The organism is Rhodoferax sp. P2_H8_2 (assembly GCF_056403235.1).
On sequence record NZ_JBFUFW010000003.1, the window covers coordinates 503342 to 519587 of the forward strand.

Sequence of the window (16246 nt, forward strand, 5' to 3'; positions counted from 1 at the left end):
TTAATGTCTGTCGCTACTCCGGTTTTCCCACCCCCCATGATGCTGTCCGGCCTGGAGCCGGTGCAGGTGGACGCCCAATCCCTTTTCGTTAACGTCGGTGAGCGCACGAACGTCACTGGCTCCAAAGTCTTCGCGCGAATGATCCTGAACGGCGAGTTCGAGCAAGCGTTGGCGGTCGCGCGCCAGCAGGTGGAAAACGGCGCACAAATCATCGACATCAACATGGACGAGGCCATGCTGGACAGCCAGGCCGCGATGGTGCGCTTCCTGAACCTGATTGCCAGCGAACCCGATATTTCTCGCGTGCCCATCATGATCGACAGCTCCAAGTGGAGCGTCATCGAAGCCGGCCTGCGCTGCGTACAAGGCAAGGGCATTGTCAATTCCATCAGCATGAAAGAGGGTGAGCCCGAGTTTCGCCGCCAGGCCATGCTGGTGCGCCGTTACGGCGCAGCGGCGGTGGTGATGGCGTTTGATGAAAAGGGCCAGGCCGACACCTACCAGCGCAAGATAGAAATTTGCGAGCGGGCCTACCGCATCCTGGTAGACGAAGTCGGCTTTCCGCCCGAAGACATCATCTTTGACCCCAACATCTTCGCGATTGCCACGGGTATCGAAGAGCATAACAACTACGCGGTGGACTTCATCGAGGCCACGGCCTGGATCAAGAAAAACCTGCCTGGCGCCAAGGTGTCTGGCGGCGTATCGAATGTGAGCTTCTCGTTCCGCGGCAATGACCCAGTGCGCGAAGCCATACACACGGTATTTCTGTACCACGCGATCAAGGCGGGCATGGACATGGGCATCGTCAACGCAGGCATGGTCGGTGTCTACGACGATCTGGAGCCTGAGTTGCGCGAACGCGTCGAAGACGTGGTGCTGAACCGCCGCCCCGATGCCGGCGAGCGTCTGGTCGAAGTGGCAGAGACCGCGAAGAGTGGCGCCAAGGACGAAAGCAAAAAACTGGAATGGCGCGGCACACTGGAAAACCCGGTCACGGTGGGCCAGCGCCTGTCGCACGCGCTGGTGCACGGCATCACCGATTTCATTACCCAAGACACCGAAGAGGCCTACCGAGAGATTCTGGCCAAGGGCGGCCGTCCGCTGCACGTCATCGAAGGCCCGCTGATGGACGGCATGAACGTTGTCGGCGACCTGTTTGGTCAGGGCAAGATGTTTTTGCCGCAAGTGGTCAAGAGCGCGCGGGTCATGAAGTCGGCCGTGGCGCATTTGCTACCGTATATCGAAGCGGAAAAACTGGCAATGGTCGAAGCCGGTGGCGAAGCCAAGGCCAAGGGCAAGATCGTCATTGCCACCGTCAAGGGCGATGTGCACGACATTGGCAAGAACATCGTCACCGTGGTCTTGCAATGCAACAACTTTGACGTGGTCAATATGGGCGTGATGGTGCCCGCCCACGAAATTCTGGCCAAGGCCAAGGCGGAAGGCGCCGACATCATTGGCCTGTCCGGTCTGATCACGCCCAGCCTGGAAGAGATGCAGTACGTCGCGGCCGAGATGCAGAAGGACGATTACTTCCGCCTGCGCCAAATGCCGTTGTTGATCGGTGGCGCAACCACCAGCCGGGTCCACACCGCCGTCAAAATCTCGCCGCATTACGAAGGCCCGATCGTCTATGTGCCCGATGCCTCGCGCAGCGTCAGCGTCGCGCAGGGGTTGCTGAGCGATGGCGCAGCCCAGTACATCGCCGAGGTCAACGCTGATTACGACAAGGTGCGTACGCAGCACGCGAACAAGAAGCAGACACCGCTGTGGCCCATCGCCAAAGCGCGCGCTAACAAGACGCCTGTCGACTGGGTGAGTTACCAGCCCACGGTGCCCAAGTTCATTGGCCGGCGAGTCTTCAAGAACTTTGATCTGACCGAGCTGGCCCAATACATCGACTGGGGCCCGTTCTTCCAGACCTGGGATTTGGCGGGGCCGTACCCGGCCATCCTGAACGACGAGGTGGTGGGCGCGGAGGCGAAGAAGGTGCTGGCGGATGGCCAAGCCATGTTGAAAAAGATCATCGACGGCCGATGGCTCACCGCCAATGCGGTGGTTGCGCTGTACCCGGCTAATTCGGTGAACGATGACGACATTGCGTTCTATACCGACGAGAGCCGCAGCGAGGTTGCGCTGACCTGGTACGGCCTGCGACAACAGGCTGAGAAGCAGGAAATCGATGGCGTGATGCGTCCGAGCCGTTGCCTGGCTGATTTTGTGGCGCCGCGAATTGCTATGAATTCAGGAGCTGCTCACGCACATTCTGCGGGCGCTACAGGCCAAAAAGGCACTGAAACCAAGGACTACGCAGGCCTCTTCGCCGTCACTGCCGGCATTGGCGCCGAAAAGCGCGCTGCAGCGTTTGAAGCATTGCACGACGACTACTCCTCCATCATGCTCAAGGCCATCGCCGACCGCTTGGCCGAAGCCTTTGCCGAGTACCTGCACGAACGCGTACGTACTGACTTGTGGGGCTATGCCGCGCAAGAGGCGCTGAATGTGGAAGACCTGATCGCTGAAAAATACAAAGGCATCCGACCCGCGCCGGGTTACCCCGCCTGCCCGGACCACAGCGTCAAGCGGGAGATGTTTGCACTGCTGCAATGCGAAGAGATTGGCATGGGCATCACCGAAAGCCTGGCAATGACGCCAGCGGCAAGTGTCAGCGGCTTCTACATCGGACACCCGGATGCGGTTTACTTCAATGTGGGCAAGATTGGAGATGACCAGCTGCAGGACCTGGCGCAACGGCGGCAGATGGATGCCAAGGATTTGCAGCGGTTGTTGGCGCCGAATTTGTAGCGGACAAAAAAAGAGCGCCTGAGGCGCTCTTTTTTAGGAATGAAATTTGAGCTTCAGCAACCGTTTGTCGTGAGAGCCACCAAAGTAATAGTGGGCGCTGCATTTGCTGCTGCTGCCGTGTAGGTAATACGGCAGTTTGCGGCTGTGGTTGCCCCAGTAGCAGTAAATGTGACCGGGCCTGCTCCTGCCACAGTAATGCCCTCGTTCGCAGGAGTAACAATGCCCATCGCTGCTTGAATGCCGGCTGGTGTTGCGGCAGGGTATTTGTTGACCATGGTAACCAACGCGCCGTCCATGTTGACCGAGCCTGCAGCCACAGTGCAGGTGCCCGCTGGATTGGCAACAAGGTCCAACTCACAACGTGCTTTGGCCAGCGCAGCTGCAGTACGCATAGATCCATACAACGCGTTCATTTTTGCGGCCCGGGCATCGGTCTGCGCCGCAATGTATTTGGGCAGGGCAATGGCAGCCAAAATCCCAATGATTACTACAACAATAATCAACTCAATCAGCGTAAAACCATTCTGGTGTTTGCGGCTCAAATTTATCTCCTAGTATTCAGATTCAAAATATATCTTTGGTGTCCCTGTGTGCATTATCGTTTAAACCTTGATTTAACCCAAGCCTTGCCTGCTTCTCGTGCTATCATTTTTTCACTAACGCACTAGATACGGGACACACATATGCCGGTTGCAACACCCACTGCGCCCGACGGCCCTCGCCCCGCACCTGGCCGGCCCGAGAAGCTGCGGCTGGGCGATGTGCTGGTCCAGCAAAAACTGATTTCCCAGGAGCAGTTGCAACAGACGCTAGAGCTGCAGCGCACCACGGGCAAAAAAGTGGGGCGCCTGCTGATCGAGACGGGCGTAATCACCGAAGAGTTGCTAGCCAATGGCTTGGCGCGCCAGCTGCGGATCCCATTCGTTAACCTGAAGACGTTTCCGTTCCGCGCCGATGTGGTCAAGCTGTTGCCAGAGTCCTCTGCGCGCCGCTTCAAGGCCCTCGCCCTGGAAGACAAGGGCGACTCCCTGCTGGTTGCCTTGTCTGACCCCTTGGATTTGTTTGCGTTCGACGAACTGACCCGTATTCTCAAGCGCAATATTTCGATTGCGGCAGTTCCAGAGAGCCAGTTGGCGGCCGCGTTTGACCGGCTGTACCGCCGTACTGAAGAAATCAGTGGCTTGGCCCGTGCGCTGGAAAAGGATTTGGGCGACGCGGTTGACTTCGGTGAACTGACGGCAACTGTAGGCATCGAAGGTGCGCCGGTGGTGCGCTTGCTGCAGTCGCTGTTCGAGGATGCGGTGCAGGTCGGTGCTTCGGACGTGCACATTGAGCCGCAGGAAAACAGTTTGCAAATCCGCGTGCGTGTGGATGGTGTGTTGCAAACCCAGACCCAGGCCGACAAGCGTATTGGTGGCGCATTGGCCCAACGGCTCAAGCTTATGGCGGGCCTGGATATTTCCGAAAAACGGCTGCCGCAGGATGGACGCTTTAGTGTGCGGTTGAAGGACGTCACCATTGATGTGCGTCTCAGCACCCTGCCAACTACCTATGGCGAATCCGCTGTGATGCGCTTGCTGATACAGGGCGCTGGTATGCGCCGGCTGGATGGCATCGGCATGCCGCCAGACATGCTGCGGCGATTCCGTGAAGTGCTGAGCCGCAGCGCTGGCATGGTGTTGGTCACAGGCCCGACTGGTTCAGGGAAGACCACGACGCTATACGCCGCGTTGGCAGAAATCAACGCCGCTGAACTCAAAGTGATCACCGTCGAAGACCCTGTTGAATATCGGTTGCCCGGAATTACGCAAGTGCAGGTTAACGACAAGATTGAATTGAGTTTCTCCAAGGTTCTGCGCTCCTGCCTGCGACAAGACCCGGACGTGATTTTGGTGGGCGAAATGCGCGATGCAGAAACGGCCGAGATTGGTCTGCGGGCTGCGATCACTGGCCACTTGGTGCTGTCGACATTGCACACGCGGGATGCGATCAGCACACCCTTCCGGTTGCTAGATATGGGCGTGCCATCGTTCATGGTGTCCACCTCTCTGCAGGCGGTTATCGCACAACGCCTCGTGCGTTTGAATTGCCAAGAGTGTGCTGCGCCCCATCAGCCAACGCCCCAGGAGCAGAGTTGGCTGGATGCATTGCTCGCCAAGGGTGAGACGGTTCCAGCAAAGCGCGGCCTTGGATGCTCCGCCTGCAATGGGACCGGATATGCCGGTCGCCAGGGCGTTTATGAGCTGCTCGAAATGGATGCGGAACTGACGCAGGCGGCGTCTCGGTCCGATCCCGCCGCATTCATGCGTGCTGCCAGAGAACGGATGGCGGGCCACACCATGGCACACCATGCACTGGAGTTGGTCCGCCAGGGGCGCACCTCGTTGGCAGAGGCTTTACGTGTCGGGTTTGATCTCGACGATGCCTTCGAGAGCGACTAAAGATCGATGGCCCTTTACACATGGAAAGGTCGCAACAACCGGGGTGAGGCGGTTGGCGGGCAGTTGGAGGCAATGACCGAGGGTGGCGTTGCTGACCAGTTGCTTTCTATTGGCGTTGCTCCTGTGCATATTGCTTTGGCGCCCGCGGCCACAGATACGCCTTCCGAGGGAATATTCGCTCGACTGAACCGCAAACCAGTCAATGACGAAGACCTGATGATCTTCTCGCGCCAGATGTACACCCTGAACAAGGCGGGGGTGCCAATACTGCGGGCTTTTGCCGGACTGCAGGCATCGGCCAACAAGCCTGCAATGGTGGACCTTCTGAAAGACATTCGATCCAGTTTGGATCAAGGCCGTGAGTTGTCCGCCGCGATGGCCCGGCATATGGATTTGTTCGGTGGCTTCTATATCTCCATGATCAAAGTCGGCGAGATGACTGGCCGTCTGACGGAAGTGTTCATCCGCCTGACCGAGCATCTGGAGTTCGAACGCGATGTGCGCGAACGCATCAAGCAGGCCATGCGTTACCCGACGTTTGTCGTGATTGCCATGGCGGTGGCCATAGTCATCCTGAATATTTTCGTGATCCCGGTGTTCGCCAAGGTGTTCGCCGGGTTCAATGCTGAACTGCCGCTTATCACCCGCGGTTTGCTGGGATTCTCCGGCTGGATGTTGAAGTGGTGGCCTTTCCTCTTGGCGCTGCTGGTCGGTCTGGCTATGGTGGTACGGGGTTATTTGCGCACAGAAGAAGGCCGATACCGCTGGGATTCTCGCAAACTCAAGTTGCCCATCGTAGGCGAGATAATTCTGAAAGCCACGCTGGCGCGCTTCGCACGCAGCTTTGCCCTGTCCAGCCAAAGCGGTGTGCCGCTGGTGCAAGCGCTGACCGTGGTGGCCCAGACGGTGGACAACGCCTATATCGGCAGCCGGATCGAACAGATGCGCGACGGCATCGAACGGGGTGAGAGTATTTCGCGCTGCGCTGCTGCTACTGGCGTGTTTACGCCAGTGGTGCTGCAGATGATCAACGTGGGCGAAGAGACCGGTGAATTGGACGCCCTGCTGTTTGAAATCGCAGAAATGTACGAGCGCGACACGGACTACGCGATCAAGGGCCTGTCCGCAGCCATCGAGCCCATATTGCTGGCGGTTGTCGCGGTCCTAGTGCTGCTTTTGGCTTTGGGCGTGTTCCTGCCCCTGTGGAATTTGGGGCAGGCGGCGATGGGCCGTGGGGGTGGCTAAACGGGCTGGGGGAGTTGTAAGGACACCAAAACACGGCAAAAACCATAGCATTCAGCGACTTAACGCGTGTATCTAACCTTGCGGTTTAAGTGGGATATGCTAATAATCGAAACATGAGGTACGGCCCGGGAAAACGGCGTACCGTACGTATATAACGTTGGATCTTTTTTATTTCGAGGTGCATGACATGAAGCAAACACAACGCGGCTTTACTCTCATTGAATTGGTAATGGTCATCGTGATTCTGGGCATTCTGGCCGCAGTCGCGCTGCCCAAGTTCGTTGACCTGTCCACGGAAGCCGGTAACGCTGCGGCGCAAGGTGTGGTTGGCGGCATTGCTTCCAGCTCTGCCATTAACTATGCGTCAAAGGCCGCTGGCAAAGCCGGTACTACCACGCTGAACGGTGACAACGCCGCAACATGTACTGGTCCGAATATGACCGCGTTGGTGTCTGGTGTAACTTTTGCAACTGCTGCAGGTGCAACTACATCTGCCAACGCATACAACGTGACGACAGGTGCTGGAACATGCCTGAATAGCCCTGGAGTTGCAGTAACCTGCTTGGTGCAAGGTTCCAAGGGCGTAGCGCAGACAGCCACGGTTATTTGCACAGGCCCATAATTCTGTGTGCGCCGCGCTTCCCGGTGCGGTTCACCAGGGATGCATGGACCCCACCGGATCGCGCGAAAGCTTTGTCATGAGGCTTTCGCGTTTTGCATTCAGGGGCACCATGAAACATCGCGGGTTCACGCTTGTCGAGCTAGTGATTGTCTTGGTACTTTTGGGGCTACTGGCAGCCTACGCGGCCCCCCGCATTCTGGACACCCAAGCCTTCAATACCCGAGGGCTCTATGACCAAACCCAAGCGTTGCTGCGGTACGCTCAAAAAGTGGCGATTGCCCAACGCCGTACGGTGTGCATCAGATTTACAAGTACCGTGGCGACGTTGACCATGGCGTCGACCTCTGGGGCGACCAGTTGCACCCCTGCCACACCTCTGACGGGGCCGCAAGGCGAGATACCTGCAGCAATAACGGCCAAGGGCGCAGCCACTTATGGCACCACACCTCTCCAGTTGAACTTCAATGGACTGGGTCAGCCTATCAATGACCTCGGAGCGGCATGGGCCACCGTGCAGACAGTGAATATTACGAACGGGCCTGCGGGCGGTATCACTGTCCAGCCTGTGACGGGCTACGTGCAATGAAGCACACGCGCGGCTTTACGCTGGTCGAGGTCATCTTCTTTATTGTGGTGGTCTCGCTTGCCATGGTGGGCATTTTGTCGGTCATGAATACGACGGTTAAAAGCAGCGCTGACCCCATGGTGCGCAAGCAAACGCTAGCGATTGCCGAGTCCTTGCTCGAAGAGATTCTGCAAAAGGGGTTTACCGACCCGGATGGCTCCAATGCGGGGGAGACGGGGCGCATAAATTGGGACAACGTTGCCGACTACAACGGCTATTCGAATACGGCAATCGAGGACCAGCAAGGCAACATCAAGCCGGGGCTGGCTGCGTATCGCATTGCCGGGGTGGTAGCAGTGCCTGCTACGGCGGCAGACAATGCGGCGCTTAACGCCGCTGGCGCGCTTAAGGTTACCGTGTCCGTCAATGGGCCAGGCGGCACCATCGTTCTGGTGGGTTACAGGGCTGCGCCATGACAAATCACACGCGCGACTTCCAACGTGGCTTTACGCTGGTCGAGTTGATCATGGTAATTGTCATCCTCGGTGTGATTGGCAGCGTGGTGGTGGTATTCATGCCCGCGCCTATCGAGGCGTACTTTTCTTCCGGCAGGCGAGCGGCATTGACCGATGTGGCTGACACGACGGTGCGCCGTATGGCGCGCGACCTGCGCACCGCATTGCCCAATAGCGTGCGTGTCTCAGCGACCGCTGGCTCGCCAACCAACAACTGCATCGAATTCATTCCCACCAAAACCGGCGGGCGCTACAGGGCGGACGACACGCCGGCGGGCCTGAACTTTGCGGTCGCTGACTTGAGTTTCAATATGTTGGGCAGCAACTTGGGCCTTCCCGTGGATCAGCGGATTGCAGTTAATGACGTGGTGGTGGTTTACAACCTGGGTATTGCCGGAGCCGATGCCTACAGCCAGAACAATACGGCAGTCGTCACCGGGTTAGGGACAGAAACTGCGGCGCCCATAGAAAGTCCCATTTCCATCGCCAGCACGTTGTTCCCGTTGGCGTCCGGCAGCAACCGGTTTCATGTGGTGCCTGGGAACGAGCGGGTCGTGGCTTATGTGTGCAACACCGTTACACGTACGTTGCGCCGTACTGTGTCGGCGGCATTTTTTACCCCGGCCAGCTGTTTGGCCACCGGGCCAATTCTTGCCAGCAATGTGGACCGCTGCGAGTTCAGTTACGACGATGTGGGCTCCAATCTGCAGCGCAATGCACTGGTCAGCATGTCTATTCAGATGTCGAACACGGGCGAGACGGTCAGCCTGCAGCACGAAGTGCATGTGAGTAATACGCCATGAATCGACCTAGCTTGCGCAGCCGGGGCTTTGCCGCCATTGCCGCCATTTTTCTGATGGTGGTTCTCGCAGCGCTTGGGGCGTTCATGGTGACCTTTTCCAACACCCAGCAACTCACGTCGGCGCAAGATGTGCAGGGAACCCGTGCCTACTGGGCAGCGCGTGCGGGCATCCAATGGGGCCTCAACCGCACGTTCACGTTGAACGCCTGTCCAGCTGCGAACAATGATTTGGGCACGATAGAGGGGTTTAGGGTAGTGGTGACATGTAGCGGCGCCACCTATATCGAGGGCGGCGTCAATCGCAACATCTACCAGTTGACCTCCCAGGCCAGTAGTGGCACTGTAGGCACCATCGGTTATGTGGAGCGCAGCCTGTCTGCGAGTAGAGAGCAACCGCAATGATCGCTATTAAAAAAGGAGCTGCTTACGCATGTTGGATGCGGTCTGCGGCAGATATTTTCCTGAATTCGCTGGTTATTGCGATGGTCATCTGCGTGGCCGCCCATGCGCAAAGCAGTTCGTATGTCAACTCGTCAGACACCTACAACTGGATCGATGCCTCGTCGCACAATCGCATTCGCGCCTATTCAACCAGCTACGCCGGCTACCCGGGGAATCCCCAGCCACCCGCCATCACCTTTCCGCGCACTGCGCCCCCCTTTTTCTTTTACACCCCGGCTGGCGCAGCCTGTGGCACCGCGGGCACCGTCATTGATGACCGGCTGACCGATGAAATTCCGATTGGATTCACGTTCCGCTACGCGGGGGCAAATTTCACAACAGTTCGTGTCAACAGCAATGGGCGAATCCAGTTCAACAACCTGACCTGCGGCTCGGGCACCGACAACGGTGCGCCCACGATCTACACCTACGACTACCCCGATGCGGGCATGAACTACACCATGCGCATCTATGGAGCCGACCTCGACTCCACACCCAAGAACTTCAATGACGCCGGGGTCATCACACCCGTGAACGCGGCGTATGCAACGGTGTGCCAGGACGACGCGCAGTGCTACGTTAGCTACGCCACCATTGGCACGGCACCGACCCGCAAATTCGTGGTCACCTGGAACAACGTACCCAAATGGGTGAATGCTGGCCTGATTGCAGGCAATTTCAATTTGCAGCTGATTCTGGAAGAGGGTGGCGACTTTGTATTCCAGTACGGCAACGTGGCCGACTCGCAGCCCAATGTGCCGGCCCAAATCGGTTGGCAGGTCAACACCAACGACTACGACATCAAACAGACGGCGCTGCCAACCAACAACTCTGCCATTCGCTACCAGGTGCCCCGGCCCATTGCCCAGTATCAGATGGAACAAGCCACTTGGACGTCAGCCGCCGGGCAAGTGCTGGATACCAGTGGCAACAACAACCATGGCACGCGGCTAGGTGCTGCACAAACGACCGTTGGCTACGCCTGTATCGGCGCCAATATTCCAGCCAACACCTCGGCCGGCACGATCGATGGGATCAACACAGGCATCAATATTTTCAGCAGCCTGGGCAGTGCGGGCACCGCCAGTTTTTGGTACAAGCCCAATGTATGGGTTGGTGCTACTGCAGCGGCCGTCAACGGGCAGTTGCTGGACGCATCCAACGCGACCAACGCCTGGTTTTATCTGACCAAATTGCGCGTCAGCAACACCACCACCAAATTGCGTTTCGCTGTGCGCGATGACACCGGGGTCACACGGGCCATAGAAACCGCTGCGATGAGCAATTCGGTGCTGTCCGCGTCGGGCTGGATCAATATCGCCGTCAGCTGGAACTTCAATACCTTACCGGCGGCCAACTCCGACCGCTTGCGCATCTATGTAAACGGCGCAGCCATCGGTTCGGGCAACTCAGTGCAATCTGCATTCACCAGTTCCGGGGCGCTTGTCACCGGCATTGACACCCTGACCATCGGCGACAACCGCTCCGCTTTTCAGGACGGCACCAATAGCACTGGTAACTCGGCCAACGGCGTGATTGACGAATTCCGGATGTACAACTTGGAAATTGGTTACGGCCAAGTGCTGACTGATTACAACGCGGCGGCGGGTTGCTCTAACCACTATGCCATCCTGCACGCGGGCTCCACACCCCCGGTCACGGAAGGCGCTACCTGTGCTCCCAATCCCGTGAGCATCACCATGCACACGAACACCGACCAGCCGATCCCCACCTCATCCACCATCACCTTGTCGACCAACACTGGCAAGGGCGATTGGACGCTGGTTTCTGGGTACGGCGTATTGACCAACGGCACTGCCAATGACGGGGTGGCAACTTACAAGTTCAATAACGAAAGCCAGGTAGTGCTGGCGCTCACCCACACGACGGCAGGCGTTGTCAACATCAACGTCACGGATGGCACCTTCACCGAGAAGAGCAGCGAAGACGCCAATCTGACAATCGAATTGTGTACGGTAGCTGCTTTCAATGGATGCGAATACAAAGCGGCTGCGCGATGCAGTCCGGCCACCAGCAACTACGACCGATTGGTTACCAAGCTGGCGGGTACGGCGTTCACGTTGGATGCAGTGACGCTCAATGCCTCGGGAGCGTTAGACACTACTTTTGACAAAACAGTGACGGTCGATTTGTTAGCCAATGTGAGCTACAGCGGTACCCCATCGCCCATCACCTACTGCCCCGCCAGCCAGACGGCGGTTATCGGGTTGGGCTCCATTGCCTTCTCCGGCGGCCGCGTGGCAGCCGCTGGTATTCCATTGACTGCCACCACCCTGAGTGCTGCGGCGCCTAACTACAGTGCCTATGGTGATGTGCGCATGCGCTTTACCTGTAGCGCCGCCGACTGCCCGCCGTCAGGGCTCACGGTCTGCTCCAAAGATGCGTTTGCTGTGCGGCCGACCGACTTGGTACTGACGGCCAGTACGATGACAAACGCGAGTGTGACCACGGGCACGCCGCGGCAGATTGCAGGGACTGCATTTTCGATGACCGCGCAAGCACGTACTGTGGCCGGAACCAATGCTGCAGGGTACACCGGAACGCCCTTGATCGACTATGCTGCATCCGCTTTGGCTGACTTCCCCGGGCTTCAGGCCGTTTCGGCCCAGAGTGTCGCTACGCCCGTAACCTTGACGGACTACACGGACCGTTTGAAAGATGCAAATGTGAATAGCGTTGCGCTGTTCAGTTCGGCCGGTGTGACCAACGGTTTGGCGAACGCCAATTGGTACTACCTGGACTACGGTGGTTTTCGAATCATTGCGGGTGGCGTGCGTGACATCGCGTATGTGAACAATTATGTGGATACTTACGGAACCGACTGCATCGCCAATAGCAGCACCAATACGCCAGACGCCAACGGGCGTGTCGGCTGTGTTTTGGCTAACCAGAGCAACTCCAGCTTGGTTGGGCGCTTTTATCCCGGCAGTTTTTACCTGACCAGTAGCTCAAGCTATCCAGAGCCACCGCCACCCCCGCCTTATGCCCAAGAGGTCAAGTTGGAAAACAGTTGCTCAGCCGGGGCTTACACCTACGAGGGCCAGCCATTCACGGTTACGAAAACCTATATCTATGCACTGTCCAGTGGTTCGGTAATCGCGGCTGCCCCATTGCCGCGCTACACCGCCGGTGTGGTGGCCCTGGGAGTGGAGAATAACAACGATGGCGTCAATCTGTCGACCCGTTTGGCGCTCAATCAGTCGCCCCCGCCAGCGTGGTCCGGCGGTGTGTATGCCATCAACACCAGTGCCGCAACCTTCAGCCGGGCGGCCGCGCCAGATGGTCCCTTCGATGCACTGGACATTGGCGTCAGCGTAACTGACGCCACCGACAGCCTTACTTTGGGCGCTGCGCGCAATATGCTGCCCACCAACAATACGGCTTGCACAGCAGCAACCTGCACCCACCAAAAACTTACGGGCAGTCCCATCAAAATGCGATACGGTCGTCTGCGCCTTTCAAACGCATACGGCTCGGAGCGGCTGAATCTGCCGATGACGTTGGAAGCGCAGTACTGGAGCGGTGGCACTTTTGTCCGCAATACCTCAGACAGTTGCACGGCGCTGACTACTGGCAATGTCAGCTTGGTGAATCAGCAAGCCCCCGTCACGACCACCAATGTGACCGTGGGTAGCGCAGGAGCGCTGGCTGCAGGCGTCGGCTCCATCGTGCTGAATGCACCGACCTCCAACACGCCGTGGGCCAATATTGGTAATGTGGACGTCATTCTCAACCTCGGCGCCACGACTACCAGCACCTGCCCTCCGGTAACAGCCACCACTCCGCTGAGCACCTCGGCCGGACTGGCCTTTCTTGCAACCAACGGCTGCACCACCACCACCTACACCCGCAACCCTGCGGCGCGGGCCAGTTTTGGGGTCTATGTCAGTCCGATAATTTATGGACGCGAGAATTATTGATTCAGCCCTTGCCCCGATGGCGTGATCAGCTACTAAAATGAGAGCACCTTGAATTGGCGAGGCCCCTTACCCCAAAGCGCATGACCCTTTTGTACCCTGCATTTCCCCGGAGCCCCGTCTAGCCATGCGCTGGCCTTGGCGGCGTTCGGTATCCACAGACCGGTTGATCGTGTCGTGGTCTGGGCAGACCCTCTCGTATGTGCGTGCACGCGTGGCCGACGCCGGACGCTATGACATCGTTGCCATGGGTGTGGAGCCATTGGGGCAGGGGGGCCAGGACGATTTGGTCGGGCGCATTCGGGCAAAAGGGCTGACCGGGCTGGATGCACAAGTGATGCTTCGGCCGGAGCAGTACCAGGTATTGCAAGTCGAGATGCCGGCTGTGGCGCCTGAAGAGTTGCGGTCAGCCGTGCGCTACCAGATCCGCGAGATGGTGGATCTCCATATTGATGACATTACGCTGGACGTTTTGCGTGTCGGTGATGGCCAGCAAAAGGGCGTTGGAAACGTCTTTGTGGTGGTTGCTGCCAACGCGGTGGTCAACGAAGTGCAGGTGTTGGGTCGTGCCATGCAGTGGCCGGTCTCTGTGATTGACGTGCAAGAGACCGCTCAGCGCAATTTGCAAACCCTTCTTGCACAGCGCGATGGATTGACAGACCGTGCCGACGCAGCGCTTCTGGTGTCGGGGGACAAACAGGCCGTACTGACCATCAGCGCCCATGGCGAACTTTTCTACACGCGCCGATTGGAGTTGCCGGACGGGTTTATGGCCCTGTCGTGGGGTGAGGTGCAGAACGCGGTGTCGGAAGCGGTTGATAGCTATACGCCTGTCACTGAATACGTGCCGGGCTACGCGGCAGACCAGAGCAACACTGCGCTCTCGTCATCGGGCGGCAGCGACAACGATCCGGCCCAACGCATCTTGGTTGAGATACAGCGTTCGCTGGATCTGTGGGACCGCTCCTGGTCGGGCATGCCATTGGCGGGCCTGCGTGTTTACGCGGGAGAGCGCAGCGTGGAATTGGCCCAATGGTTGTCCCGCGAACTGGGTCAGCCCGTCTCCGCGATGGATGTCAACGCATTTTTCCCTGGGCTGGAGAGCGAGTCTCCCGACGTGCGCGACGCGTGTTTGCCGCTCCTTGGCGTTTTGATGCGCACGCCGAACTGAATTCGCCATGCCCCAGCAAATCAATCTTTGTACTTCGGTCCTCGCCTCCGGGAAGCAGCATTTCCCGGCCCGTACGATGTTACTGGCGCTGGGCATTGTGCTGCTTGCGGGTGGTGCAATGGCTGCGGCATGGGTCTGGAATGTCCAGCGTACGGTAACCGTTCTTGACGCGACACTGGTGACACAGACCAAAGAAATTGCCGGACTGAAGGTTGCCATACAAGCCAGCCATGACAGTGCGGCGCCGGTTGACCAGGCCTTGTCACAACAACTTGACGCAAAACGTGCAACGCTGGAGAAACGCCAGCGCCTGCTGGAAGCGCTGCAAAGTGGTGTGCTGATGCCTGGGATGGGACATTCCGATCGTTTGCAACTGTTGGCGCAAAGCATTCCGGACTCGGTATGGGTGACACAGGTACAGGCGACTGCCGCCAGCTTTCAGGTGGGTGGCTTCACATTGGAGCCCGCCGCACTGAACGGGTGGGTGGGAAAATTGTCGGCAAGCCCTCTGATGCGGGGATTGAAGTTATCGACCGTGCAGGTTGAAAACACCTTGCTGGATTCCGCCAAAAAACCCGCCAAGGCGGCCTCCGAATCCGCTACGCCCGCCAAGCCCACCTGGTCATTTGATCTGGTGAGCACGGCGGTGGCCCCGACGCCCGCGGCGTCCGCTCCGGTTACGGGAGTGAAGCCATGAAGCAATGGTGGACCAACCTGACAACCCGCATTGATGGCCTGAGCCTGCGCGAGCGAGTATTCCTGTTTCTATCGATTGTGGTATGCGCGTTGGCGCTGATCGATGCCGTTTGGCTGTCGCCAGCGCAGACCTCTCAGAAGCAGCGCATGCAACAGCTGGATGAACAGTCTGTCGAGCTGACGCGCTTGCGTCAAGAGCTCATCGCGGCCGGGCAGCCGGTCGACGCCAGCAAGCGGGTGCGCGAGGACATCGTGACAGTGAGTGCGCAGGTGGAAGCGATCAACCGAGAGATCGATGTGCTGGTACCTCCCGATATTGGCGGGCCTGCGCTGGAGGGCGTGCTGGTGCAGTTCCTGCGGCGCCAGGAAGGACTAACGCTGGTAAGCCTGTCCACGCTGAAGACCGAGCCAGTGGGCAGCCCCAATCCTGCGAGTGCTGCGCGTGACGCACAGCCGCTGGGCATTACCCGCAAGGGGCTGGAGTTAAAAATTTCCGGGCCATATCCGGAGTTGGTGCGCTATGTGAAGACGCTGGAAGCGGCCCTTCCTACTCTGCGCTGGGGTAGCATGCAGCTTCATAGCGAGAAGCTGCCGCCGGAGTTGGTGTTGGAAGTATTCGTCGTAGGAGTGCAGGCGCCATGAAAGCAGGCCTGTTGCTGAAGTTTTGCATCGCCTTGGTCACGGCCTGTGGTGTGGGCGCGGTGTGGGCACAGGCGTTGCGTGACCCGACACGTCCTCCCGCGTCCGTGTCTGCTTCTTCAGGCGCTGCGCCAGCGTCCAACGTTCTGGGGGGCGAGGGGTTCACCGTCATCGTGCGAGGCGGCAAACCGTTTTTGGCAGTGGGAACGCGCTTGTACGCGCCCGGACAAAAAATTGGTTCACTCAAACTGGAACGCATCACAGAAACCGAAATCTGGTTTCTGGATGGCAAAGAGCTACGCAAAATTCCGCGATTTCCTGGTATCCAGCGAAAGCCAAGCGCACAACCGTAAGGTCCTACAC

General features: G+C 58.4%; 14 protein-coding genes. 13 read left to right on the plus strand and 1 reads right to left on the minus strand.

The window, feature by feature from the left end:
• Nucleotides 1-3 precede the first annotated feature (3 nt).
• The gene (gene metH, locus AC1DV6_RS07980; RefSeq protein ID WP_477976840.1) at nt 4-2808 is read left to right on the plus strand and encodes a methionine synthase; all 2805 of its coding nucleotides are present in this window, start codon (nt 4-6) and stop codon (nt 2806-2808) included.
• A gap of 53 nt (nt 2809-2861) precedes the next feature.
• Here the strand turns inward: metH and AC1DV6_RS07985 are convergent, their stop codons facing one another.
• Nucleotides 2862-3350: a prepilin-type N-terminal cleavage/methylation domain-containing protein gene (locus tag AC1DV6_RS07985; RefSeq protein ID WP_477976841.1), complete on the minus strand. Its 489-nt coding sequence runs from the start codon at nt 3348-3350 to the stop codon at nt 2862-2864.
• Nucleotides 3351-3491: 141 nt separating this feature from the next.
• Between AC1DV6_RS07985 and AC1DV6_RS07990 the strand changes: the two genes are divergently transcribed.
• The 12 genes from AC1DV6_RS07990 to AC1DV6_RS08045 all read left to right on the plus strand — a co-directional run bounded on the left by AC1DV6_RS07990 (nt 3492) and on the right by AC1DV6_RS08045 (nt 16236).
• Nucleotides 3492-5249, plus strand: coding sequence for a GspE/PulE family protein (locus tag AC1DV6_RS07990; protein ID WP_477976843.1), 1758 nt, complete (start codon nt 3492-3494; stop codon nt 5247-5249).
• 6 nt (nt 5250-5255) lie between these two features.
• Nucleotides 5256-6494, plus strand: coding sequence for a type II secretion system F family protein (locus AC1DV6_RS07995; RefSeq protein ID WP_477976845.1), 1239 nt, complete (start codon nt 5256-5258; stop codon nt 6492-6494).
• 187 nt (nt 6495-6681) lie between these two features.
• A complete protein-coding gene (locus tag AC1DV6_RS08000) occupies nt 6682-7116 on the plus strand; it encodes a pilin (RefSeq protein WP_477976847.1) in 435 nt (144 codons plus the stop codon).
• A 109-nt stretch (nt 7117-7225) separates the two neighbouring features.
• Nucleotides 7226-7702, plus strand: a complete 477-nt coding sequence (locus AC1DV6_RS08005; protein ID WP_477976849.1) for a prepilin-type N-terminal cleavage/methylation domain-containing protein — start codon at nt 7226-7228, stop codon at nt 7700-7702.
• The gene (locus AC1DV6_RS08010) at nt 7699-8157 is read left to right on the plus strand and encodes a type IV pilus modification PilV family protein (RefSeq protein ID WP_477976850.1); all 459 of its coding nucleotides are present in this window, start codon (nt 7699-7701) and stop codon (nt 8155-8157) included. The genes AC1DV6_RS08005 and AC1DV6_RS08010 overlap by 4 nt, the downstream gene beginning before the upstream one ends.
• Nucleotides 8154-8999 (plus strand): prepilin-type N-terminal cleavage/methylation domain-containing protein, encoded by an 846-nt coding sequence (locus tag AC1DV6_RS08015; protein WP_477976851.1) that lies wholly within the window; start codon nt 8154-8156, stop codon nt 8997-8999. The genes AC1DV6_RS08010 and AC1DV6_RS08015 overlap by 4 nt, the downstream gene beginning before the upstream one ends.
• On the plus strand, nt 8996-9400 hold the full coding sequence (locus AC1DV6_RS08020) for a hypothetical protein (RefSeq protein WP_477976852.1): 405 nt from the start codon (nt 8996-8998) through the stop codon (nt 9398-9400). Before AC1DV6_RS08015 ends, AC1DV6_RS08020 begins: the two co-directional genes overlap by 4 nt.
• A 35-nt stretch (nt 9401-9435) precedes the next feature.
• Complete coding sequence (locus AC1DV6_RS08025; RefSeq protein WP_477976853.1) at nt 9436-13380, plus strand: DUF6701 domain-containing protein; 3945 nt, start codon at nt 9436-9438, stop codon at nt 13378-13380.
• Nucleotides 13381-13504: 124 nt separating this feature from the next.
• Nucleotides 13505-14548 (plus strand): hypothetical protein, encoded by a 1044-nt coding sequence (locus AC1DV6_RS08030; RefSeq protein WP_477976855.1) that lies wholly within the window; start codon nt 13505-13507, stop codon nt 14546-14548.
• Nucleotides 14549-14555: 7 nt separating this feature from the next.
• On the plus strand, nt 14556-15245 hold the full coding sequence (locus AC1DV6_RS08035; RefSeq protein WP_477976856.1) for a PilN domain-containing protein: 690 nt from the start codon (nt 14556-14558) through the stop codon (nt 15243-15245).
• Nucleotides 15242-15886, plus strand: a complete 645-nt coding sequence (locus AC1DV6_RS08040; RefSeq protein WP_477976858.1) for a hypothetical protein — start codon at nt 15242-15244, stop codon at nt 15884-15886. The genes AC1DV6_RS08035 and AC1DV6_RS08040 overlap by 4 nt, the downstream gene beginning before the upstream one ends.
• Nucleotides 15883-16236 (plus strand): hypothetical protein, encoded by a 354-nt coding sequence (locus AC1DV6_RS08045; RefSeq protein ID WP_477976860.1) that lies wholly within the window; start codon nt 15883-15885, stop codon nt 16234-16236. The genes AC1DV6_RS08040 and AC1DV6_RS08045 overlap by 4 nt, the downstream gene beginning before the upstream one ends.
• Nucleotides 16237-16246: the final 10 nt, after the last annotated feature.

Bases quoted from the DNA above. Each gene is read 5' to 3' on its own strand.
- AC1DV6_RS08045 (WP_477976860.1), top strand. From the start codon at position 15,883: ATGAAAGCAGGCCTGTTGCTGAAGTTTTGCATCGCCTTGGTCACGGCC.
- metH (WP_477976840.1), top strand. From the start codon at position 4: ATGTCTGTCGCTACTCCGGTTTTCCCACCCCCCATGATGCTGTCCGGC.
- AC1DV6_RS08035 (WP_477976856.1), top strand. From the start codon at position 14,556: ATGCCCCAGCAAATCAATCTTTGTACTTCGGTCCTCGCCTCCGGGAAG.
- AC1DV6_RS08030 (WP_477976855.1), top strand. From the start codon at position 13,505: ATGCGCTGGCCTTGGCGGCGTTCGGTATCCACAGACCGGTTGATCGTG.
- AC1DV6_RS08015 (WP_477976851.1), top strand. From the start codon at position 8,154: ATGACAAATCACACGCGCGACTTCCAACGTGGCTTTACGCTGGTCGAG.
- AC1DV6_RS08040 (WP_477976858.1), top strand. From the start codon at position 15,242: ATGAAGCAATGGTGGACCAACCTGACAACCCGCATTGATGGCCTGAGC.
- AC1DV6_RS07990 (WP_477976843.1), top strand. From the start codon at position 3,492: ATGCCGGTTGCAACACCCACTGCGCCCGACGGCCCTCGCCCCGCACCT.
- AC1DV6_RS07995 (WP_477976845.1), top strand. From the start codon at position 5,256: ATGGCCCTTTACACATGGAAAGGTCGCAACAACCGGGGTGAGGCGGTT.
- AC1DV6_RS08005 (WP_477976849.1), top strand. From the start codon at position 7,226: ATGAAACATCGCGGGTTCACGCTTGTCGAGCTAGTGATTGTCTTGGTA.
- AC1DV6_RS08020 (WP_477976852.1), top strand. From the start codon at position 8,996: ATGAATCGACCTAGCTTGCGCAGCCGGGGCTTTGCCGCCATTGCCGCC.
- AC1DV6_RS08025 (WP_477976853.1), top strand. From the start codon at position 9,436: ATGCGGTCTGCGGCAGATATTTTCCTGAATTCGCTGGTTATTGCGATG.
- AC1DV6_RS08010 (WP_477976850.1), top strand. From the start codon at position 7,699: ATGAAGCACACGCGCGGCTTTACGCTGGTCGAGGTCATCTTCTTTATT.
- AC1DV6_RS08000 (WP_477976847.1), top strand. From the start codon at position 6,682: ATGAAGCAAACACAACGCGGCTTTACTCTCATTGAATTGGTAATGGTC.